This window comes from Shewanella sp. GD03713 (assembly GCF_029843705.1).
Classification (GTDB): Bacteria; Pseudomonadota; Gammaproteobacteria; order Enterobacterales; family Shewanellaceae; genus Shewanella.
In genome coordinates, this window is sequence record NZ_JAOCIW010000001.1 from 3,914,682 (window position 1) to 3,937,358 (window position 22,677).

Here is a 22,677-nt window from a genome sequence, read left to right on the forward strand (position 1 = left end):
CCAGGCCATAAACCAAAAAGCGAAGCCATTTGGCTTCGCTTTTTAATCACTGAACTGCGGGTTATTTCATTAACCACGCGCGGTAGGATTTACCTTTAATGCGGCCGCTGGTGATTTTGCTCAGCGCCTTTTTAGCGACTTTGCGATTCACCGCCACATAGGCACGGTAGTCGGTTACAAGGATTTTGCCGACCTGCGAGCCTTCGATACCATTCTCTCCCGTGAGGGCACCGAGGATATCACCGGGGCGAAGCTTCTCTTTCTTGCCGCCATCAATTTGCAGGGTGATCATGGTTGGTGCATTGGGCGCTGTGCCCAGCAAACTTAATGATGGTAAGGCTTCGCTCTGAATATCGCGCTCTAAGTACTCTTCTAATAACGCAATTTTGTAGCCATCTTGATCGTTAAAGAAGGTAAAAGCCGCGCCCTTGCTGCCCGCACGGCCGGTACGGCCAATACGGTGAATATGCACCTCGGTATCATAGGCCACGTGGTAGTTAAATACCGCGTCCAGTGCGTCGATATCTAAACCACGGGCGGCCACATCGGTTGCCACCAACACACAGGCACTCTTGTTGGCAAATTGCAGCAGGGTTTCATCCCGGTCGCGCTGCTCTAAATCCCCATGCAGGGCGATAACGCTAAAGCCTGCATCGCTCAGTTCATCGGCCACTTTTTGGGTTTCGCGCTTGGTATTACAAAACACCACAGCGCTCTCGGGCTTACGATCCAGCAGCAATAATTGCAGCGCCTGCATGCGCGCCTTGTCGTCATCCAAATGATAGAAATGCTGCTCGATGGTGCTCTTTTCGTGGGTCACGGCCACTTTCACCATCACTGGGTCATACATAATTTGCTTGGCAATCGACTGAATTTGCTCGGGGAAGGTCGCACTAAACAGCAGTGTTTGGCGCTCGCGTGGCGACTGCTCGATAATCGCATCGAGTTGTGGTTGGAAGCCCATTTCCAGCATACGGTCGGCTTCGTCCAGCACAAGCATATTCAGGTTGCTTAGGTCTAAACGGTTACGCTCTAAGTGATCGACAATCCGCCCTGGGGTACCGACGATAATGTGGGCGCCATGCTCGAGCGAACCGATTTGCGGCCCCATGGGCACGCCGCCGCAGAGGGTGAGCACTTTTACGTTGTGAATACCACGCGCCAGTGTGCGGATCTCCTGCGCCACTTGGTCGGCCAGTTCGCGGGTTGGACACAGCACTAAGGTTTGAATGCGAAAACGCTTCACATCTAACTTGTTCAACAAGCCTAAACCGAAGGCCGCCGTTTTACCCGAACCCGTCTTGCCCTGACCAATTACATCCTCGCCCACTAAAATGGCTGGCAGACTCTGCGCCTGAATCGGCGTCATTTCGTGATAGCCCATAGTGGTAAGGTTCTCAAGCAGTTCGGGTTTTAGCTTAAGAGTCGAGAAAGCCATTGAAGGCTGAGTGTCTGAATTGCTCAAGGCGAATATCCTGTGGTGGGTAACCCGCGCTGGCATAAACTCAGGCAAGTCACTGAAATTGCATTGTGTTACTGATTAAATACGCTTATCGCTTCGGGACATTTAGCCATTCGCGCAATCAGGCTAAGTCGGCAACTTGCCGTGCTCAGTCTTATCCGCACCATCCCAAAGCTCGGCTATTGTAGCAATAAAGCGCGCTCTTTTCCTGAAGTCTTTCGCTTAACTATCCAAGCAGGCTTAATTGCCTGCATTGAAGTATCTGATAGATAAGAAGCGCGCCAACAAAAAGCCCTGCATTGGCAGGGCTTAGTTGACGTGACTTATGGAAAACAAGGTAGGCACAAGCGGTGTTTTTCAAGCGAGGAGTCAAGATTTAAAGCAAGGAAGCCTTAGGCTATGCTGCCAAAGCGGCCCTCTTGATAATCGTGAATCGCCTGCTGAATTTCCGCTTGGGTGTTCATCACAAACGGCCCCATTTGAACGATTTTTTCGCGGATCGGTTGACCCACAAACAGAAGCATGCCCGCACCGCGTTCATCGGCCTTGAGCTGCAATGGCGTTTGGCTATCGAGCACTAAAAACTGGCCTTCATTGAATGACCACTGCGAGCCTTCACCTTTACTCAAGCCGCCTTGGTAAAGATAGAGGGCGGCAAACTCATGCTTGGATAAATCGAGCTGCGCCTCACCATTGGCGTTAATCATCAAGTCGGCAATCGCCGCCTCGCCCGCTAATCCTTGAATGGTGGCACTGATCGCGCTCTTACCCGAAAATGCCCAATCCCCCGCCAAGGCTTTAAGGGTGGCGCCTGTGTCGTTCGTGGTTTCAACGCTAGGGGTTGAAGCCGTATCTTGATACGTCGCGGGGCGCAGTTTGTCCTTGGCAGGCATATTGACCCAAATTTGGAAGCCATGCAGACCATTAAGCGCATCGGCCAACGGCATTTCGGAATGCACCACGCCGTAACCCGTGCTCATCCACTGCACATCGCCAGCACGAATCGCTTTGACATTACCCATCTGATCGCGATGCTCAAACCCACCCTTGCGGATGTAGGTAAAGGTCTCCATTCCACGGTGCGGATGCGGCGGAAAGCCACCGATAAAATCCTGTTTATCATCGGATTTAATCTCATCCATCATCAAAAACGGATCAAAATGGGTAGTGATAAAGTCCGCCACACGGCGAATATTCACCCCGTCGCCATCCATCGCAGGTTTAGCAGAAAACTGACCTAAGACTTTCATTTTATGCTCCTAACTCGTAAGGCATTAGCCTGTGTAATCACGGTCACTTGGGTTAAAAGTGACAGAATGAAACAGTGGCAATGCTGATGGAGGCAGAATAACAAGGAAATTTACAAAAGAATAACGCGAAATCACGGTCTAAACATTCGAAAAAATGGAACGGTAGGTTGCTGATACCCACTCATGTAGGCTTGCCATGATGTTCACTCACAGTCACGGTGAATGGAAACCTAGGGTTTCTGTGCTTATGAACGAGAGCCATGGATGGCGAACTGGCCTTTAAACAAGGATGTTGTTCAAGTCCGTCCGTGGATGCTCGACCGCCCCGTCCATGGGGCGGACGGTCGTCTCGCTAATCACCATGGCTCACCTTTTTGACATTAGCGTAACCTGTAGATTTAAAAGCCTTACGCTGCACGCTTTGGGACATTTTCGAGTTCAAGACTTAACTCTAACGCGTCTGTTTCGGATAAAAAATTCTATGGGTAACGCCCTGTTAAGGTGTGAGCAACGCAATGCCGATGCCACCGTAAACCACCTTAAACACTAAACGCAACGCATAGTAAAAATGCCACGCGTTGCGAATCACTCTTAAACAGTTTGTTAGGCATATCAAAACGCACACCTTTCTACATAATGACCGTGCTTCATTTTATCTTTTTTCAATTGATATGCGCCTGGTAAGTCAATCATGTGGTAAACAGTAATCTCGGAGTTGATATATTGTCGAACGTAACGATCTAACTCAATTGGAGATTTGCAACCTATGATAATTTCTTTAACCAATGATTTATTGAACTTCTTGATCCCATACCCATCAGTTACAACTCGAAATTCCTTTTCGTATGCCCAAGAGGTAGACTTGTTAAAAAACAAGGCTTTATAAAAATCTTCAACTGTCTGTGAGTAATACTTAAATTCAGGGACGTCATCACTATATCCGACTCGTCCCTTGGCTTGATAATCCTCTATCGTATCCAAGATTTCATCATCAAACCCTATGCAAAAACCTGCATGAGATTTTGCATAGTGTGACCACATCAAATAGTTTTCAGGTTCTGTAGTAAAACAAACTACTCCTGTAGCATTTAAAAGGTTTTGCCGTGTTTGATAGCCAGTATACCATTTACTATGTTCGTCAAAAGAGCTGTACCAACTCTCAAAATCATGAATAGACTTTGAGGGGTTATCAACAAAGTAGCGTTCCTGAATCGTCCCTTTATCTGCTTCAAAGTTATATTTAACTTTGAACTCTGATGGATCATTAAAAGTTCTAGGATTACTTGCCATGATGTTCCCATCATTAACAAAAAATTCTAGTATCTTAATCGACTCTTCTGGACTGCTTGTCCCAATATATTTATAAATCATAATGAATATCTACTAGTATGCCTAACGTTTGAATTCAGCGGACGGCAAAAAGCGTAGCTTTTTGGCGGTCCGATGGAATGATTTGTTAGCCATCACTCCTTGCATAAGACTGGCCAGCCATTTTTGACGCGCCATGCTGACTCCACAGCACAACGACCAGAGTACGAATTCATTAACAGCTCAATTCTCGACTTGTCACTTTCTGAGATATTAGTGAAGCAAGGTGATGAGAAGTAACGAACGATCCATTTCTTACTACTCAGTGGGTAGTGCTTAATACCAAGCGCACCGGTGCTGTTGTTGTTTAGTGCAAAATGCGCACGGATGCGTGACGTGACATTTGCTTCATGTCCGTTGTAAATCACAGTAACACCTGACTCGTTAGCGCATAACAAAGAAGCGCCGAATACCTCTTTGTTGTCGTGGGAAAGCAGCCCGATGTTGCAACCTTTGTCCGGTAGTGAGGAGGGCTTCGCAACTGCATGAAGCTCATCGTAATTCATATTCACCAAGAACCAATACCACCCTGCACCGGCGTCCTTCCATGCGCGTTCAATAGGTTTGCCTTTGGCCCATTTCGAAGTAAACAGGTTTTCATCCCAGACTTCGATTTCTCCAAACTCAATCTCTTTGCTATATAGCCACACATATTCGGCAATTTCGTCTATTTGCATCGGTGAGCGCCTCTGATGGCTAACATTTTATTAGTGTGCATGCGCGTTTACCTTGTTAGACCAGTGAAAACGCGCACGGTTAACTACCTGTATGCAAAGAACTTATCAGCTTTCAGCCGAATACACCATCTGGAAAAACGCGCATGCGCGTTTTCCAAACCTATTAACTAAAATTCAGTTACTATACTCACCTGATTTTATAGAGTTTTATTATTTAGAATGGAATTAGTGCGCACTGATTTTGTCTAAAAATCATACCAAAAAACCTAAATTTAAATACGACTGTATACCCATACATTGTTAGCCGATTTCTGGTAAGGCTAAACATAGATAACTAGATGAGAATTTGTATGGCTACAGGTGTAGGAATTTTCGATTAAGCTAATGAACAGAAACAAGGAATGGGGCAAAAGCTTTTAGCCAGATGAACAGTTCAATGGTCGTAAAGATTGTCATTGTTGCAACTGTGACCGTTGGCGGCATGGATGCCGCCGTCGAGCCCTCAGGGAGGAGTTTATGGCGTGTCACAGGGGAAACAATGACAATCCTGTACAGCGAGTAAGAGGGACTTTCGAAGTTTTGCTTTTTACAGTAATAAGCAACACCAAGCCTAGTCAGGCTTAAACACCCCAATCACGGCACCAGTGGCTTTTTCGGTGACTTTCACATCGGTTTGTTGTTCGCGGTAATCACAGTCGGTGCATTCTACGGTTTCGATGCCGTTTTCTTTAAACAGCAGAATGCTGTCCTTGGCGCCACATTTTGGGCATTTTGCGCCAGCTACAAAGCGCTTTTTGATTTTGGTTGTCATGCTAATACCTTTAATGCACAGACCAGCTCAGTTGGATCAGAAGATGACTCCGCTTCGCTTGAGAAACCCAAAGCGTGAGCCTGAAATTGGCCGCTATTTTGCCACAGTGCCCAGCTATTGCCAGCCTTTAAACCAAGTTGTGATGCCATAAGATATGAGCAGGCGTTAGCATCTTGCGGGATTCACTCAAGAAGGATTTGCCAAATCGGCCGTACACTCGCATTGGCACTCATCCTAAGAGCGCCCTAAAAGCCGCCACCACATTCACCCAAAAGATGCTGTAAAAAGTGTAAGAAATCCTCAGCAACTCGGCCTAAGTTGTGGTTTGCCATCGGCTTGTACGTTATCATCACAGCCCTTACTCATTCATGATATGACCAAGTTGTAGTTAATGATCAGCATCAACCAAGCGCAATTAATCCGTGGCAGCAAAACCCTGCTCGACGAAGCCTCTTTGACCATCTATCCCGGCCATAAGGTCGGCCTAGTCGGCGCCAATGGCACGGGTAAGTCCTCACTGCTGGCATTAATTATGGGTCACCTGAGCTTAGACAAAGGCGAGTTTAGTATGCCTTCGGGGTGGCAAATCGCCACCGTAGCTCAAGAAACGCCCGCGCTGGAAGTCTCTGCACTTGAGTATGTACTTGATGGTGATAAAGAATATCGCCAGCTTGAGGCCGATTTGCATATCGCGCAGGAACACAATGATGGCCATGCCATTGCCACCCTGCACGGAAAAATCGATGCCATTGGCGGCTACGCCATTCGCGCCCGCGCAGGTGCCTTGCTGGCAGGTTTAGGCTTTAGCGAAGCCGAGCAAAATAACCCCGTGAAAAGCTTTTCGGGCGGTTGGCGGATGCGCCTCAACCTTGCCCAAGCGCTGCTGTGCCGCTCCGACTTACTGCTGCTCGACGAACCGACCAACCACTTAGACTTAGATACCATGTACTGGCTCGAAGGGTGGATTAAGTCCTATCAAGGCACGCTGATTTTAATCAGCCACGATAGGGATTTTATCGACGAGATTGTCGATGAAATCGTCCATGTCGAGAATCAAAAACTCAATTATTACAAAGGTAACTACAGTGCCTTTGAGCGCATCCGTGCCGAACGTATGGCGCAGCAACAGGTCGCCTATGAGCGCCAGCAAAAAGAACGGGCGCATATGCAGTCCTTCGTCGACCGCTTCCGCTACAAGGCCAGTAAAGCCAAGCAAGCGCAGAGCCGCTTAAAGGCGCTGGAAAGAATGACTGAACTGTTGCCATCTCAGGCCGATAGCCCGTTTTATATGGAGTTTCGCCCACCTGAAGCCCTGCCCAATCCATTGATTAAAATGGAACAAGTGGCGGTGGGTTATGGCGACAAGCAAATCTTAAGCCGTGTGCATTTGAACTTAGTCCCCGGCGCCCGTATTGGCCTCTTAGGGCGTAACGGTGCAGGTAAATCGACACTAATCAAATTGTTATCGGGACAACTGTCACCGATGACTGGATTGTATGAGCCGAATCCCGGCCTGAATATCGGTTACTTTGCCCAGCACCAAATCGAATTTTTACGCCTAGACGATACGCCGCTGCAACATCTAGTGCGCCTCGCGCCAAATGCTCGTGAGCAGGAGTTACGTAACTTCCTCGGTGGTTTTGGCTTCCATGGCGATATGGCGTTATCGCCAGTTCGTCCCTTCTCGGGTGGCGAGAAAGCGCGTTTAGTGTTGGCCTTATTAGTGTGGCAGCGCCCTAATCTGTTACTGCTTGACGAACCAACCAACCACTTAGATCTAGAGATGCGCCATGCACTCACTATGGCATTGCAAACCTTTGAAGGTGCAATGGTTATTGTATCGCACGACCGTCACTTACTGCGCTTAACCTGTAGCGATTACTATCTGGTCGATCAAGGCCAAGTGCAGGCCTTCGATGGCGATTTAGAGGATTACCATCAATGGTTACTCGATGCCGCTAAGGCCGCCAGTGCAAATTCCACCGCTAATGGTGACGATGCCAAGCCCGCCGTCGATAAGAAACAGCAAAAGCGGTTAGAGGCAGAGCTGCGCCAAAAGGTGTCGCCACTTAAACGCAAGCAGGCGAAGCTTGAAACCGATCAGCAAAAGCTCAGTGAACGGCTCGCCGAGTTGGAGCATCTGCTGGCCGATAGCGAGCTCTACGATCAGGACAATAAAGCCAAACTCACATCGGTACTCAGTGAGCGCACCAGCTTGACACAAACGCTAGAAGAAAGTGAAATGCAATGGCTTGAGCTGCAAGAAGAAATTGATGCAATGGAACTTGAGCTAATGGGTCAGTAATTGGCTCCTTATCGCCTAACGTACAAGGAAACAGTATGTCGGATGCAACCCCGCTAGACAGTCAAATTTGGCATTGGTGTGATATGAGCTACGGGCAAAATAAGCAGCTTTGCCTCGAGCTGCAGGATAACTGCCAAGTGAATGTGAATCTCTTACTGCTGGCGCAGTATTTAGATCTCACCAGTGATGTGGCGGGCCCGAGAGAGTATTCGACCGAGCAGTGGCAGCAGCTGGTCAATGCGGTTTGGGATTGGGATGAAAAGTTTCTCACGCCCTATCGTCGTCTGCGCCGTCTCGCTAAGGCAAGCCTGAATGAGGAAGAATACCAGCAGATGCTCGATGTTGAGCTGATGATGGAACGTAAGGCGCAGCGCACGATTCTAAATGCCGTCAATGGGTTATCGCCGACAGGCCAACAAACCAATCTGGTCAATTATCTCGCCCTATTTGGCCTATCCGCAGCCGATGTAAATTCGCTGGATTTTATCGCGCCTTAATAGACCGAACATTATTTAGTACGAGCCTGAGGATAGCGTAGGCAGTTATCCTCAATCTTGAGCCAACTTGGCTGCTGCTCGGTATAAATATGGTAATTAGGCTGCACTAAATTCGGATCGTCTAAGCTTGCGATCGTCAGGGTGAGATAATCGGGATACTCAGTGTGCCTGTAGGTCAGCGAGCAGCCGCAGTGGGTGCAAAAACCACGTCTTACATATTCTGATGAGGCAAACTCAGTCACCTTGCCCTTCAGCCAAGTCACTTGCTGCACCTTAAAATCCATCCAAGCACCAAACACGGCCCCAATGCTTTTTTGGCACATGCAGCAATGGCAATAATCGGCGTCGAAGGGCTTGCCCTCAATCCGATAACGAATCGCCCCACATAAACAGCCACCCTCCAAGGGTTCTACAGTTCCCATAAAGACTCCACGCTATTGCGGCTCGCGGCCATCGGTGAGCTTTTGTGCCAGCGCCGTAGCATTGCGCGCGGTAATGCCATAAATCGACAGCTGCGGATTGGCCCCGAGACTGGTCGGGAAGATAGAGCCGTCCATCACCGACAGATTATCCAGATAATGTGACTGACCATAGCTATTGACCATAGAGAGCTTTTCATCCTCACCAAAGGGGCAACCGCCCATCACGTGCGCCGAGGCAACGACTGTGCGCAGCGGTGCTAAATCCATTTGCGCAATGCTCTCTTTCGCCTCCTTCCATGATGACAGATAGGGCATGCCATCACTAATGGGCAGCACTTTTAATGCTCCCGCCGAGAATTGCAGTTCGGCCATGCTGGCATACGCCCGCCGCGCCGCACGCCAAAAGGCCTCGGTAAGCGGATAATCCAAGGCAAACCCTGTCGAGGTGAGATGCACTTGCCCACCTTGGCTATCGGGATGATAACCGTCACGGATCAAGGCGATAGTGACCTGTAGCTGATTAAACTGTGCCATCAATTCGGCGTGGCTCACGCCGTAACCAATCGTCTTAGAGGCAATCAAAATCGGATGCACAGGCGGCACCTCAAGCTTGTAGCCTAACTCGCCATCGGCGCCATTTTTCCAAACAAACTCATCGGAATAGATAGATTGCGGCGCACCGCTGTGGGCATTAATCGCATCGGCAAATACGCCGCCCGACAGCACTGTGGGATGTAAAAAGGTACGCTTGCCCAACAGCTGATAGGGATCGGGCACCTCGGAGCGCATCATCAAGGTCGGCGTATGGATAGCGCCAGCGCTTAAAATATAGTGTTTGGCTTTAAATAACAGCTCGACCGACGTCGGCCGTAAATTAACATCGAGCGCCTGCGCCTTGAGGGCAAACACTTGCCCATTATGGTGTTCAATCTTAACGACTTTGGCACGGCTAACAAGCTGCGCGCCCTTCTCTAATGCGGTCGGAATTGTCGTGACTAGCATCGACTGTTTAGCATTAACTGGGCAGCCCATGCCGCAATAGCCGGTATTCCAACAGCCCGCCACATTACGCTTAATGACGGTGTAATCCCAACCTAGATTGATACAGCCTTGCTTGAGGGCGCCATTGTTGCGGTTAGGTTCATAATTCCATTCGTGAATATTGAGCCGCTGCTCCATCTGTTCGAACCAAGGGGCAAGGGCTTCGGGGTCTAGTCCGGCAACGGATTTATGCTGCGCCCAAAAGGCTAAGGCTTCCTTCGGGGTACGAATGGAGGTGGTCCAATTGATGGTGGTCGAGCCGCCTACGGCGCGACCTTGAAAAATACCAATCGCCTTATCGGCGGTTTTCATCGCGGCCGCCTGTTGATACAAATTCGGGTAAGCGACTCGCTCTTCCATATTAAAGTCACTGGAGGATTTAAGCGGCCCCGCTTCAATCATGATCACACTGAGTCCAGCTTGGGTAAGGATTTCCGCCGCCACACCGCCGCCTGCGCCCGTGCCCACAATTACCACATCGGCTTCAAATTGCTGATTCTCTTGCAGTTGACTGGCGTCGGTATGTAACCAACCGGAATTTAAACCTGTCACTATGGGATCTATGATTGCCACTTGGATTACTCCATTCTTACATTATTGTTATTATAAATTCAGCCTATTTGAACAATTCAGGCTTGGCGTAGTGGAGTCGGCTCCAATGCTCGGGACAGGCGTAATAGCTGGCCATCACTAATTCTCGCAGACCTAAATAAGCCGTTTGCAATAACGCAAAGTAGCTGTGGCGCCAGGTTTCCAACATTTGGGTTAATTCACTGGGTGAACGCATCAGCAGCGGCGTCATACTCGAGGTCAGCAGCAGTAAACCGAGACGATTTTCCAGCATATCCAGCAGTTCGAATAGCTCAGTCTGCTGCTCGTCGGGCAAGACATCAATCGAGTGCTTGATAGCATCTAAGGTACGATTTTGCGCCGCCAACTTATGGGTTGCCACATCGGGCAAGGCCCCATCGAGCATCACAGGTAGCAACACGCCGAATAACAAGCGGTAGTCTTTTCCTTCGCCTTCATCGGGGAGGCTGAATTCGGGAGAGTAGAGATTCACGCCCAAGGCAATCGCCGCCGTACCAGCAAACGCGCCCAGTAAAAAGGTACGTCTATGCATCAATGTCTCCCCAAGACGCTTAGTGTTAAATTATTGTGCTACAATGACCGCGAATCTAAATTAAACACACGTTTTAATTTTCAGCAATAGTTGATATCAAGATAAGATCCCATGCCAAACGTTTTTAATCCGCCTTGGTGGGCCAAAAGTCCCCATGTACAAACTATTCTGCCCGTATTTACTAAAGTGGCCAAACCTGTGCTTGAGCGGCAGCGACTCGAGCTTCCCGACGGCGATTTTATCGATTTAGATTGGCAAGCAAGGCCAGAAATCGGCAAACCGATTGTGGTTATCATTCATGGGTTAGAGGGCAGTGCCCAGTCCCATTATGCCAGACGCATTCTGCAAGCCTGTAAAGAACAAGGGTTAGCGGCTGTAGTTCACCACCACAGAAGCTGCTCAGGGGAAACCAATCGCCTCGCCCGCAGCTACCACAGTGGCGATACCGACGATTTGCAGTTTAGCCTAAGCCTGCTGCAACAAACGTATCCGCAATCACCTTTATTGGCCGTGGGTTACAGCTTAGGCGGCAATGTGCTGACCAAATATCAAGGCGAATATCAAGAGCATAGCCTGTTGAGTCGAGCCGTAGTCGTGTCGGCGCCGCTGCAATTATCAGCCTGTGCCAAACGCTTAGAAAATGGTTTTTCAAAAGTGTATCAAAGCCATTTAATCAAACAGTTACAACATAAGGTCAATCAAAAACTCGCTGACCCTGATCTGGCGGGCGCGATGGCATTGAGTCCAATCCAAGTTGCTCATCTCAATACTTTTTATGACTTTGACGATAAAGTCACCGCGCCGCTCCATGGATTTTTGGGTGTTGAAGATTACTACACCCGTGCCAGCGGCTTACCCTTTATCAAGTGCATCACTAAGCCTACGCTGATTTTGCATGCCAAGGACGATCCCTTTATGACGGACGCCGTTATCCCACATTCCAGCCAGCTTTCGGAGCATGTGGAATATGAATTACATGCCCATGGCGGCCATGTCGGTTTTATTGAGGGTGGTACGCCTTGGAAGCCACGCTATTATCTAGAGCGGCGCATTTTAGACTTTTTACTCGCCAATGATGCTTTATCGGCACTTTAAGGAACCCGAATGCTTATCCCCTACGATGCTTTACTCCAGCTTCCCAAAGAGACGTTAGCCAATTTGATCCGCGAATATCTTTTAGGCCAAGTGGAGGATGGTAGTTTTACCAGCCTAGATGAGCAAGAGCTATCAGCAGCAATAGCGCAATGCCAACAAGCACTTAAACAAGGAAAACTCGTCTTGGAATACAGCGAGGACGATGAATCCTTTGCCATTCGCCACGCCGACCAAGTGGCCAAACGGCAAGATTGACCACCAGTATCCCTGTGCCGTATAAATAGCTTATACGGTTTATCGCTCCCAATGAGCGGCTCTTTAGGTTCCTAGCTAGGTAGAAAAAATGTCAGCAAAACATCCGATTATTGCAGTTACAGGCTCATCCGGCGCAGGAACCACCACTACTACTACCGCCTTTAGTCATATATTTCGCCAACTTGGGATCAACGCCGCCTTTGTAGAAGGCGATAGTTTTCATCACTTTACCCGTGCAGAGATGGAAGTGATGATCCGCAAATCCCAGGCCGAGAATCGTAACCTGAGTTACTTTGGCCCCGAGGCCAATAACTTTGCCCGCCTAGAGCAATGCTTTCGCGATTACGGTGCCACAGGCCAAGGTGAAACCCGCAGCTATTTACATACCTTCGATGAGGCAGTGCCCTTTAACCAAATGCCGGGCACCTTCACCCAATGGCGTCCACTGCCTGAAAACACCGATATGTTGTATTACGAAGGCTTACATGGTGGCGTAGTCACGGGCGATGCCAACGTGGCACAGCATGTGGATTTGCTGATTGGCATGGTGCCTATCGTCAACCTAGAGTGGATCCAAAAGATCATTCGTGACACCTCGGAGCGAGGTCATAGCCGCGAAAAAGTCATGGGCTCGATTGTGCGCAGCATGGACGATTACATTAAGCATATGACACCGCAGTTTTCGCGTACCCATATCAACTTCCAACGGGTGCCGACGGTCGATACCTCTAACCCCTTTAGTGCCAAAGATATTCCAAGCCTAGATGAAAGCTTTGTGGTGATCCGTTTTCGCGGTATCAACAACGTCGACTTCCCCTATTATTTGAGCATGATCCAAGGCTCCTTTATGTCGCGGGTCAACACCTTAGTGGTGCCGGGCGGCAAAATGTCACTCGCCATGGAGCTGATCCTCACACCACTGATTAAAGATTTAATGGAAAAACGCCAGCAGCTGAATAGCCCTCAAGCGAACTGAGATAGAGTTAACGTTTGACTAAAGGCTAGGGCGTATTGACGTTTCGAGATTAGATTTTGTTCGTTCTGGCAATCTCGTGCTCGCGAAACGAGGAATGACGTGTAGTCATTCTACTCAAATGACGAGTGACAAAGAGCAAGTGCTTGCCAGACGAACCCTTCGGGCAGTGTCTGGCTAGCGTTTCTGCTGCGTTATCGTCCATTGATGTAGAGCAACTACACTGCACGGACTTTGCCTTGCATAAACGCCAGCCAAATGACTGCAAAAACAATCCTGAAACGTCAACACGCCCTGTAAAATAAAGCCTTTTTGAGCAATAGATTAAGCTTGATTTAAGCCATTGAAGTTAATCTTATTGGCATCGGGATTTCAGGCGAAAGAACGATAGTTGGCATACTCTTGGGAGTTAATTCCCCCATCTTGATCTGTTGATTCCCTTGGGTATGCCAGCAACCCCATCTTGCGTTAAGTCTTAGCAGTTAATTCCACCTCAATGCTTGATCTGTCGATTCCCTTGAGTATGTCAGCAACCCTCCAAACAAGTTCTAGAAGTTAATTCCACTTCAATGCTTGATCTGTTGATTCCCTTAAATATGTCAGCAACCCCACCAAAGCTTTTAGTCATAGCAGTTAATTCCACATCTATAATCCTTCAAAGCTTTTCACCCCAGATTTTCATCTGTGCTTAGTTAACGGCGAGCAGTTAAGCGTCCTAAGTTTTTATACATCACCCGACAATCCAAGGCGATGCCACGGGGTGAGCAATAGACGGCGTCTTCCTCTAGGCCTTCACCGCCGAAGCCGCAGCGACGATAAAATTCGACCGCATTTAAGGTCGACTCTAATCGCAACTGGGCAAGGCCGAGATTAAAGGCTTTTGTTTCAATAAATTGCAGTAACGACTTACCAACACCTAAGCCCATCGCCTCGGGAGAAACAAACAGCGCCTCGACCTGAGCATAGGGTTCATCCAACATGATGGTGCCCACCACAGTCGATTCTTGGGTTGTTTCATTGAGGATTTCAGCCACATAAAAATGTGCGCCCACCATACGACGAAAAGATTCAGTCAATTCACCCTGAGTCCAAATCTGTAAGTCATCTTGAGAATAAAATCCGGCGCAGCCTTTATTAATCGCCGCATTGCGGATATCCCAGCAGGCCTTGGCATCTAATTGCGTCGCTTTACGTATCCTTAGCATAGTCTTCCCGATAAATTGCCCTACCCCTAGCTGTGACCATAACCATAGCCAACCGCTAATAGATTGAATCATAAAACAAACATCTAAAGACTCATACAGCCCATGCGTTAATTTTATGCAATAAAAAACCGCCCGTAGGCGGTTTTTATACAATAAGAAGCGTTACTCGTAAGCTTAGCCGCAAAGGCAAACTCAGTCGCGAAGGCAAACTTAGCCTTTAATCAGCTCACTGATGGTCAGCACGCCATGGGTGGTCGCACCAGCGCCCCATAGTGCAGAAGCCGAATCTTCGAAGGCCGCCGCTAAATCCACGTGTAACCATTTGGCTTCTGGCGAAACGAAACGCCACAGGAAGCCTGCCGCATTCGAAGCGCCGCCTGCGCCACCGCCTTTTACAGGGCGACTGTTTGCCGTGTCAGCATAGGCAGATGGACACATGTCTTTGTGCCAAGGATCCAATGGCAATGGCCATACACGCTCGGCCACAGTCGAGGCCTTTTGCTGCGCCAGTTGTAACACTTCAGTCTGTGGCGAGAAAATCGCGTTGTAGTTAGAGCCTACCGCCATCACTGCAGCGCCGGTTAAGGTTGCCGCATCGATAATAAAAGGAGCACCCGTCGCAGAAGCCGCTTGCAGACCATCGGCCAGCACTAAGCGCCCTTCGGCATCGGTGTTAACCACTTCAACTGTCACACCATTTTTGTAGGTGAGGATATCGCCCAGCTTATAGGCACGGCCGCTGATCAGGTTTTCAGCGCAGCAAAGGAATAACTTAACGCGTTTGTTCAGGCCCGATTTAATCGCTAAACCTAAAGCGGCCGTCACAGTGGCGGCGCCGCCCATATCGCACTTCATGCCCAGCATGCCTTCAGAGGCTTTAATGCTGTAACCGCCAGAGTCGAAGGTAATCCCTTTACCCACTAAGGCAACAGATACAGGGGCATCGGCTGACAGCGGGTTAAAGTCTAGCTCTAACATCGCTGGTGGACGCTCACTGCCACGGCCTACGGCATGGATCCCAATCCACTGCTCTTCTAATAATGCTTCGCCTTCAATAATACGGTAGCTCACCTTAGCGCCACCGATATCGGCTAACCATTTGGCTGCTTGCTGCGCCAGTTTCACCGGAGACAGATTTTCAGGGGTGTCGTTGATCAGTTGACGGGCAAATGTCGCCACTTCTAAGCGACGTTGTAACTCGGCTTGTACTGCGTCATCTCCGCACCATTGGATCTTGTAGCCGGGCTTGGCTGTAGCAAAACCTTGGGCGAAGACCCATTGGCTATTCAGATCCCAAAGTGTGCCCACTAAGGCAACAGTGCTGATCCCTTGATTACGTAATTTACGCGCCGCCATTTGAATTTGGCGCAGCTCATCACCGCCACCTAAGTGGACTAATGCGCCTTCGGCATTGAAGGTCACATCGGCTTTGCCCCAATGGGCGGCAGGGGTATCTTTGGTTAACTCAACTCTCATCACTTCAGTCACTTTAAGTTCACTCATGAGGGGTCCTTATTTTAATTTGTTCTTGCGCTTATACCCATGCAAGTTGAGGCGAGAGCTCCTGCATCCTCAGGCTTTTGGGGTATACAAAGTACAACGGGGTTGGCGGCAGTTTACTGCTAGCAGGCAAGGACTGAAAGCCGTTGGCCTAAGTTACCGAGGTAAAATCTGTAAACATTTGCGAAATTTGTTAGTCTTGGGCGCCCAAATCACCTCGCTACAGGTTATAGCATGCACTTTAGTCCAGCACTGAAATCGGGAAAATTGCTCCAGCGCTACAAACGTTTTCTCGCCGATGTTCAACTCGAAGACGGCACTGAAATCACCCTGCATTGTCCCAATACCGGTTCAATGCGTAACTGCCTGTTCCCCGGTGAAACCGTGTGGTTTTCCACGTCTAACAATCCTAAACGTAAATATGCCCATACCTGGGAGTTAATGACCACGCCAACGGGCGGCCTTATCGGCATTCATTCGGGCAATGCCAACGCCCTGGTCGAGGAGGCGCTTAATAAAGGTGTCATCACCGAACTCGCAGGCTACGACAGCTTAAGCCGCGAAGTGAAGTACGGCGATGAAAACAGTCGCATCGATATCTTGCTTGAGTCTGCTCAAAAACCCGCCTGTTATATTGAAGTCAAAAGTTGTACTTTGCTCGAGGATGGCCAAGGTTATTTCCCCGATGCGGTGAGTCTTCGCGGCCAAAAACACCTGCGAGAATTAATGCATATGGCCAGCCTTGGCCATAGAGCCGTCTTGCTATTTGTGGTGCAACACACGGACATCCACAGCGTGGCCCCCGCGGCACATATCGACCCTGAATATGCTAACTTGTTGAAAAAATCAGTTTTATCAGGAGTAGAAGTCTTAGCTTATCGCTGTGAGATTTCTGCGAGTGAGATACATCTAGCCCATTCATGTCCAGTCCGAGTATGATGTTAAGATTCCGTAAAATGCATTTTCATTTCAATTAGCGAAGGCAATCAAAAAATTCAGCCAAGGTGAAATGAAAAATTTGCCTCAATGTGAAGATTCTGATATAGATAGCGGCCGTTCTTAAGGACGCCCTACAACGCAAATGATGACAGGAGATGCGTTATGCCTGAAGGCACCAAAAAACTTGGCGTACTCGCTATCGCAGGTGTAAGTCCCTACCAGGAAAAGCCGGGTGAGGAGTATATGAACGCTAAGCAACTGGGTCACTTCAAGATCATTCTTGAAGCTTGGCGCAATCAGTTGCGTGAGGAAGTCGACCGTACTCTGAGTCACATGCAGGACGAAGCAGCAAACTTTCCTGATCCTGTAGACCGTGCAGCGCAAGAAGAAGAGTTCAGTCTCGAACTGCGTGCCCGTGACAGAGAACGTAAACTGATCAAGAAGATCGAGAAAACCCTGCAAAAAATCGAAGAAGACGATTTTGGCTTCTGTGAAACTTGCGGTATCGAAATCGGTATTCGCCGTCTCGAAGCGCGTCCAACGGCCGATCAATGTATCGACTGTAAAACGCTTGCAGAGATCAAAGAGAAGCAAATGGCGGGTTAATCGGCCATCTCGGGCGGGGATTTCCCCGCCTACTTGTTTGTGCGTCTCGCATGAACATCCTTCGTTTCACTTCGCTTTTTTGTTCGTATCCCCCTAAAATACAGCCACTTTGACTGGTTATTCCTGCACATTCCTATGATGGCGACTCACTCTTCCACCACTCCCGCTTTACATCCCTATGTTGGCCGTTTTGCCCCTTCGCCTTCGGGCGCGCTGCACTTTGGCTCACTGATCGCCGCCCTTGGCAGTTATCTGCGGGCACGCTCATTAGAGGGAAAGTGGTTAATTCGCGTTGAAGATATTGATCCCCCGAGGGAAGTTGCGGGCGCAGCCGATGATATTTTACGTACCTTAGAAGCCTACGGTTTCGAATGGGATGACACTGTGCTGTACCAGAGTGCCCGCACCGAGGCCTATCAAGCCAAGCTCGACGAGTTACTCGCCGAAAATAACGCCTACTTTTGCCAGTGTAGTCGTAAACAGATCCAAGCCATGGGGGGGATTTACGATGGTCGCTGCCATCAGTTAGCCATGCCGCATCAATCGGGCGCGATCCGCATTGTCAATCGACAACAAGTCGCCGAATTTAGCGATAATCTGATGGGAAAAGTCGTAGTGGACCATGCCTTTGCCGCCGAAGATTTTATTATTAAACGTAGCGATGGCCTGTACGCTTATCAACTCGCAGTAGTGCTGGATGATGCCTACCAAGGCATTACCGAAGTAGTGCGCGGTTACGATTTAATCGAAGCCAGTTGTCGCCAATTAAGCCTGTATCAAACCTTTGGCCTAAGCGCGCCGCAGTGGTTGCACTTACCCTTAGCCTGTTTGACACCTGGATTTAAGCTGTCGAAACAAAACCATGCACAGGCTATCGATAAACAGCATCCGCAGGCGAGCCTTAATGCCGCCCTCAGCTTTTTAGGCCAAGCGCCAGTGGAACCGACAACGGCGCCGCAAATGCTGGCCCAAGCGGTGGCGCAGTTTCAACTGTCGGCCATTCCTAAGCAGCGGGAAATCTTGATAGCACCTTAATCCCCTTAGGGGCGAGTTGCGGTCAAAAAGCATTATTTTAGCTGTGCTAAGTCGTGGCATAGCTCAAAAATCGCGATATACCCATCGGTGCGCAATTGGTATATCATAGCCGCCAGATTTTTAATCACATAACAGATACATTCCGAGGTGTCCCATTTTTCGCCGTATCAGCCAATTCTGCAAGCAGCTATTTGAAGACGCGCCTAAAACGACCGCTCCGACTCCAGCTCAGATTGAACCCCAAACGCCAGAACTCACTTCAGGCGGCTTAAGCTTGTCGCTCGTGCCTCGGGATGCGCATTCGATTTCCCGTAAGCAGATCAGCGAAAACGCACTTAAAGTATTATACCGATTGAATAAATCAGGTTTTCAGGCCTATTTAGTCGGTGGGGGCGTACGGGATTTACTACTCGGACTCGAACCGAAAGACTTCGACGTTGTTACCAATGCGACGCCGGAAGAAATTAAAAAGCTGTTTCGCAATTGCCGCGTAGTCGGACGCCGCTTCCGCCTCGCCCATATTGTGTTTGGCCGCGATGTGATTGAAGTTGCCACCTTCCGTGGCCACCACGGCGACAGCAATGAAAAGATTTCTAAAGCCAATGCCGAAGGGCGTTTGCTCAGGGATAACGTGTACGGTGAAATCGATGAAGACGCAGAGCGCCGCGATTTTACCGTCAACGCCCTTTACTACGATATTAGCGACTACTCTATCCGCAGCTATGGCGGCGGTATGGAAGATCTTAAAGCCGGTACCTTAAGGCTGATTGGCGATCCCGAAACCCGTTACCGTGAAGATCCGGTGCGTATGCTCAGGGCTGTGCGTTTTGCCACTAAGCTCAGCATGACAATCGACGAAGTAACTGCTAAACCAATTAAGCAGTTAGCGCCACTGCTTAAGGACATTCCGGCCGCCCGCATGTATGAAGAAGTGCTCAAACTCTTCTTCGCTGGCAAAGCCATGGCCAACTTTGAAATGATGCAGGAATATAAGCTGTTCGCGCCGCTCTTCCCGCAAGTCGATGCCCAATTAAAAGATGCGCCAAAAGGCCCAGCGATGAAGATGGTGCAAGCCATCATGAAGAGCACGGATGCGCGCGTGAACGAAGATAAGCCTGTTACTCCGTCATTCTTCTATGCGGCGATTCTCTGGTATCCACTGCGCCAACGCGCCGAAGATATCGCGGTCGAAAGCGGCCTGACTTTATACGATGCGTTTTTTGCCGCCATGGGTGATGTGATTGAGCAGCAATGTCAAACCATCAGCATTCCGCGCCGTTTTAGCACGCCCGCCAAAGACATTTGGCAATTGCAATTACGTTTCGATCGCAGCCAAGGCACTCGCGCCTTTAAACTGTTAGAGCACCCTAAATTTAGAGCGGCCTACGACTTGCTGTTACTGCGCGGCGAAGTAGAAGGTGGCAATGTCGCTAAGAGTGCCGCTTGGTGGCAACAATTTGTTGAAGCGGATGAAACCGAGCGTATGAATATCGCCCGCAGTGGTAACAAAGCGGCGGGTAACCGTAACCGCAATTCACCACAGCGCCGTCGCCGTCGCCCGAGTGCCGCTAAAGCCAAAGCCGCCGAATAATGACTCAGGTTTTTGTTGCCCTCGGGGCTAATCTCGAAGAACCTAAAACCCAGTTGGACAATGCCGTTGCGGCCTTGTCCGCCTTGGCTGAACATCAGAGTCTCAAGGTATCGCCCTATTACGGCTCCACCCCCATGGGGGACGTAGTGCAACCCGACTATATCAATGCCGTTGCCAGCTTTGAGACCTCTCTGGCACCCATCGCCCTGTTAGATGCACTACAAGAGATTGAAAACACTCAGGGCCGTGTTCGTAAAGAACGTTGGGGCCCCAGAACCTTAGATCTCGACTTACTCTTATATGGCGATGCCATTATCGATGAGCCCAGACTCAAAGTGCCACACTACGGCATGAAGGAGCGTAGTTTTGTGCTAGTGCCTTTGGCGGCCATAGCACCGGATCTGGTGTTACCTTGTAAAACGCCGCTACGCAGCCTTATCAGTGAAAAATTCTTGGCCGAGTTACAACTACTGGGCAATGATCATTGAAGTCAGCCCCCAGTTAGCTTATAACACCACTTCTATTTGGTTTGAAGATCACCCATATGTCTAAAGTTACTAGCTCAACCCTGTTGAAATACAAACAGGAAGGTAGAAAATTCACCGCTCTGACAGCCTATGATGCCAGCTTTGCCAGTGCGTTCGACGGCGAAGGCATCGATGTGCTACTGGTCGGCGATTCTTTGGGAATGGTTCTGCAAGGCCACGATGATACCCTGCCCGTCACGACAGCCGACATCGCCTATCACACTCGTTGTGTGCGTCGCGGTATCGAGCGTTCACTGCTGATCGCCGACATGCCATTTATGAGTTACGCCACGCCAGAACAAGCCATGGAAAACGCCACTGCACTGATGCAGGCGGGTGCCAATATGGTCAAGCTGGAAGGCGGTCACTGGTTACTCGAAACCGTTACTAAACTGACCGAGCGCGGTATTCCTGTCTGCGCCCACTTGGGCCTCACCCCGCAATCGGTACACGTTTTTGGTGGTTTTAAGGTACAAGGCCGCGATGCTGAAAATGCCCAGCGCATTCTCGATGAAGCCAAGGCCTTAGAAGCCGCTGGTGCGCAGCTGTTAGTAGTTGAATGTATTCCGGCATCACTCGCCACCGCCATCACTCAAGCATTAACTATCCCTGTGATCGGCATCGGCGCAGGCGCCACGACAGATGGTCAGATCCTGGTAATGCACGACGTGCTCGGTATTTCGAGTGGTTATATTCCACGTTTTTCAAAGAACTACCTTAAGCAAACGGGTGAAATCCGCTCGGCGGTACGCGCTTATATTGAAGAAGTGGCCAATGGCAGCTTCCCAAGTGCTGATCACACGTTCAACTAAACGTGCTAGCACTCATTGAGCTAAATAGTGCTAAGCACCCAGACGATTATTTCAAGTTTTAGTAAGGTAAGAGTTAATGATCACTAGCGCCCATATCGATGATATTCGTACTCAAGTACGAGCATGGCGTGCCAAGGGCGAAACTGTCGCCTTTGTGCCCACCATGGGCAATCTCCATCAGGGACACATCACCTTAGTGAAAGAAGCGGCGAAGAAATGCGACCATGTGGTCGTATCAATTTTCGTGAATCCTATGCAGTTTGGGCAGAACGAAGATCTCGATGCCTACCCGCGCACCTTAGAGGCCGATAGCCAAGCGCTGACGGCCGCAGGCGCCGAGCTGCTATTTACCCCAACACCTGCGGTTATTTATCCTAAAGGCTTGGCGCAACAAACCTATGTTGAAGTACCAGGAATTTCCGATGTGCTCTGCGGTGCCAGTCGTCCCGGTCATTTCCGCGGCGTTGCGACTGTCGTCTGCAAGCTGTTCAACATAGTGCAGCCCGATGTGGCATTCTTTGGTAATAAGGATTATCAACAACTGTTAGTGATCCGCACTATGGTTGAAGACTTGTCACTGCCGATTGAAATTATCGGTGTGGATACCATTCGTGAAGCCTCGGGCTTAGCCATGAGTTCACGCAATGGCTACCTGACAGCGGAAGAAAAAGCCGCGGCGCCGGCGCTGAAAAAAGCTATCGATGCCATGGTACAAGGCATCAAGCAAGGCCTGAGCATCGAACAAGTCACCGCTGAAGCTAAAGCGAGCCTTATCGCCGCAGGCTTTACGCCGGATTATTTAGAAGTTCGCCATGCCACTACCCTGGCCAATGCGGAAACTACGGACCAAGCACTGGTGATTTTGGCCGCCGCTTACTTAGGTAAGGCGCGTCTTATCGATAACCTGCGCTTCGACCGCTAAGCGTTTTAGCGCAAGAAAAAGGAGCTTAGGCTCCTTTTTTGTTTGTGCAGCTCTGTGTAAACTCGCCTCAATCTATTGAGCGTCAAAAAAATTCCATCGTCAAAAAACTGGTTTTATTCTTCAAGTTACGCCATAGTATTCACGGTTGTTAACTATGAGTAACAAGTATTCCAGCCTCTTAATCTGATAACTGCTAGAGTTTAACAAGGACGCAAGCGCCAATCACAATCTGGCATTGCACCAATACAGTAACGTTATTCA

The 22,677-nt window shown here is 49.3% G+C and carries 22 protein-coding genes; 12 read left to right on the forward strand and 10 right to left on the reverse strand.

Features of this window, described 5'->3' with window-relative positions:
• Positions 1-61 precede the first annotated feature (61 nt).
• The 5 genes from dbpA to N5E87_RS17215 form a co-directional block, all read right to left on the reverse strand.
• Complete coding sequence (dbpA, locus tag N5E87_RS17190; protein WP_279775860.1) at positions 62-1,438, reverse strand: ATP-dependent RNA helicase DbpA; 1,377 nt, start codon at positions 1,436-1,438, stop codon at positions 62-64.
• A gap of 416 nt (positions 1,439-1,854) precedes the next feature.
• Positions 1,855-2,712 carry a pirin family protein gene (locus tag N5E87_RS17195; RefSeq protein WP_279775496.1) on the reverse strand — a complete coding sequence of 286 codons (858 nt, stop codon included), beginning with the start codon at positions 2,710-2,712 and terminating at the stop codon, positions 1,855-1,857.
• Positions 2,713-3,324: 612 nt separating this feature from the next.
• Positions 3,325-4,002: a DUF2971 domain-containing protein gene (locus N5E87_RS17205; RefSeq protein WP_279775497.1), complete on the reverse strand. Its 678-nt coding sequence runs from the start codon at positions 4,000-4,002 to the stop codon at positions 3,325-3,327.
• Between the two features lie 173 nt (positions 4,003-4,175).
• Complete coding sequence (locus N5E87_RS17210; protein WP_279775498.1) at positions 4,176-4,757, reverse strand: hypothetical protein; 582 nt, start codon at positions 4,755-4,757, stop codon at positions 4,176-4,178.
• Between the two features lie 610 nt (positions 4,758-5,367).
• Positions 5,368-5,568: a YheV family putative zinc ribbon protein gene (locus N5E87_RS17215; RefSeq protein WP_011621538.1), complete on the reverse strand. Its 201-nt coding sequence runs from the start codon at positions 5,566-5,568 to the stop codon at positions 5,368-5,370.
• A 391-nt stretch (positions 5,569-5,959) separates the two neighbouring features.
• On the opposite strand from N5E87_RS17215, the gene N5E87_RS17220 reads away from it, so the two are divergent.
• Both N5E87_RS17220 and N5E87_RS17225 read left to right on the forward strand, forming a co-directional pair.
• On the forward strand, positions 5,960-7,873 hold the full coding sequence (locus tag N5E87_RS17220) for an ABC transporter ATP-binding protein (protein WP_279775499.1): 1,914 nt from the start codon (positions 5,960-5,962) through the stop codon (positions 7,871-7,873).
• A 35-nt stretch (positions 7,874-7,908) separates the two neighbouring features.
• Positions 7,909-8,370 (forward strand): TIGR02444 family protein, encoded by a 462-nt coding sequence (locus N5E87_RS17225; RefSeq protein WP_220053808.1) that lies wholly within the window; start codon positions 7,909-7,911, stop codon positions 8,368-8,370.
• 11 nt (positions 8,371-8,381) lie between these two features.
• Here N5E87_RS17225 and N5E87_RS17230 read toward each other — a convergent pair whose 3' ends face one another.
• Genes N5E87_RS17230 through N5E87_RS17240 form a run of 3 tightly spaced genes read right to left on the reverse strand, consistent with a single transcriptional unit; the run spans position 8,382 to position 10,956 of the window.
• On the reverse strand, positions 8,382-8,792 hold the full coding sequence (locus tag N5E87_RS17230) for a GFA family protein (protein WP_279775500.1): 411 nt from the start codon (positions 8,790-8,792) through the stop codon (positions 8,382-8,384).
• Positions 8,793-8,804: 12 nt separating this feature from the next.
• Positions 8,805-10,406, reverse strand: coding sequence for a GMC family oxidoreductase (locus N5E87_RS17235; RefSeq protein ID WP_279775501.1), 1,602 nt, complete (start codon positions 10,404-10,406; stop codon positions 8,805-8,807).
• A 43-nt stretch (positions 10,407-10,449) separates the two neighbouring features.
• Positions 10,450-10,956, reverse strand: coding sequence for a TAT leader-containing periplasmic protein (locus tag N5E87_RS17240; protein WP_279775502.1), 507 nt, complete (start codon positions 10,954-10,956; stop codon positions 10,450-10,452).
• A gap of 111 nt (positions 10,957-11,067) precedes the next feature.
• On the opposite strand from N5E87_RS17240, the gene N5E87_RS17245 reads away from it, so the two are divergent.
• From N5E87_RS17245 to N5E87_RS17255, 3 genes are all read left to right on the forward strand, one after another.
• Positions 11,068-12,051 (forward strand): hydrolase, encoded by a 984-nt coding sequence (locus N5E87_RS17245; protein WP_279775503.1) that lies wholly within the window; start codon positions 11,068-11,070, stop codon positions 12,049-12,051.
• Between the two features lie 9 nt (positions 12,052-12,060).
• The gene (locus N5E87_RS17250) at positions 12,061-12,306 is read left to right on the forward strand and encodes a YheU family protein (protein WP_011718194.1); all 246 of its coding nucleotides are present in this window, start codon (positions 12,061-12,063) and stop codon (positions 12,304-12,306) included.
• Between the two features lie 88 nt (positions 12,307-12,394).
• A complete protein-coding gene (locus N5E87_RS17255) occupies positions 12,395-13,282 on the forward strand; it encodes a phosphoribulokinase (protein ID WP_011621530.1) in 888 nt (295 codons plus the stop codon).
• A gap of 689 nt (positions 13,283-13,971) precedes the next feature.
• On the opposite strand, the gene N5E87_RS17260 is transcribed toward N5E87_RS17255, so the two are convergent.
• Both N5E87_RS17260 and pepB read right to left on the reverse strand, forming a co-directional pair.
• Complete coding sequence (locus N5E87_RS17260; RefSeq protein ID WP_279775504.1) at positions 13,972-14,484, reverse strand: GNAT family N-acetyltransferase; 513 nt, start codon at positions 14,482-14,484, stop codon at positions 13,972-13,974.
• A gap of 210 nt (positions 14,485-14,694) precedes the next feature.
• The gene (gene pepB, locus N5E87_RS17265) at positions 14,695-15,987 is read right to left on the reverse strand and encodes an aminopeptidase PepB (RefSeq protein WP_279775505.1); all 1,293 of its coding nucleotides are present in this window, start codon (positions 15,985-15,987) and stop codon (positions 14,695-14,697) included.
• A gap of 231 nt (positions 15,988-16,218) precedes the next feature.
• Between pepB and sfsA the strand changes: the two genes are divergently transcribed.
• The 7 genes from sfsA to panC all read left to right on the forward strand — a co-directional run bounded on the left by sfsA (position 16,219) and on the right by panC (position 22,416).
• The gene (gene sfsA / locus N5E87_RS17270) at positions 16,219-16,923 is read left to right on the forward strand and encodes a DNA/RNA nuclease SfsA (RefSeq protein WP_279775506.1); all 705 of its coding nucleotides are present in this window, start codon (positions 16,219-16,221) and stop codon (positions 16,921-16,923) included.
• A gap of 162 nt (positions 16,924-17,085) precedes the next feature.
• Positions 17,086-17,529, forward strand: coding sequence for an RNA polymerase-binding protein DksA (gene dksA / locus N5E87_RS17275; RefSeq protein ID WP_011718198.1), 444 nt, complete (start codon positions 17,086-17,088; stop codon positions 17,527-17,529).
• A gap of 138 nt (positions 17,530-17,667) precedes the next feature.
• Entirely contained in the window at positions 17,668-18,564 is an 897-nt protein-coding gene (gluQRS, locus tag N5E87_RS17280) for a tRNA glutamyl-Q(34) synthetase GluQRS (RefSeq protein ID WP_279775861.1), read from the forward strand.
• 283 nt (positions 18,565-18,847) lie between these two features.
• Positions 18,848-20,155, forward strand: a complete 1,308-nt coding sequence (locus N5E87_RS17285; protein ID WP_023266814.1) for a polynucleotide adenylyltransferase PcnB — start codon at positions 18,848-18,850, stop codon at positions 20,153-20,155.
• On the forward strand, positions 20,155-20,643 hold the full coding sequence (folK, locus tag N5E87_RS17290; protein ID WP_279775507.1) for a 2-amino-4-hydroxy-6-hydroxymethyldihydropteridine diphosphokinase: 489 nt from the start codon (positions 20,155-20,157) through the stop codon (positions 20,641-20,643). The genes N5E87_RS17285 and folK overlap by 1 nt, the downstream gene beginning before the upstream one ends.
• A gap of 56 nt (positions 20,644-20,699) precedes the next feature.
• Positions 20,700-21,494: a 3-methyl-2-oxobutanoate hydroxymethyltransferase gene (gene panB / locus N5E87_RS17295; RefSeq protein WP_023266816.1), complete on the forward strand. Its 795-nt coding sequence runs from the start codon at positions 20,700-20,702 to the stop codon at positions 21,492-21,494.
• Between the two features lie 76 nt (positions 21,495-21,570).
• Positions 21,571-22,416: a pantoate--beta-alanine ligase gene (gene panC, locus N5E87_RS17300; RefSeq protein ID WP_279775508.1), complete on the forward strand. Its 846-nt coding sequence runs from the start codon at positions 21,571-21,573 to the stop codon at positions 22,414-22,416.
• Positions 22,417-22,677: the final 261 nt, after the last annotated feature.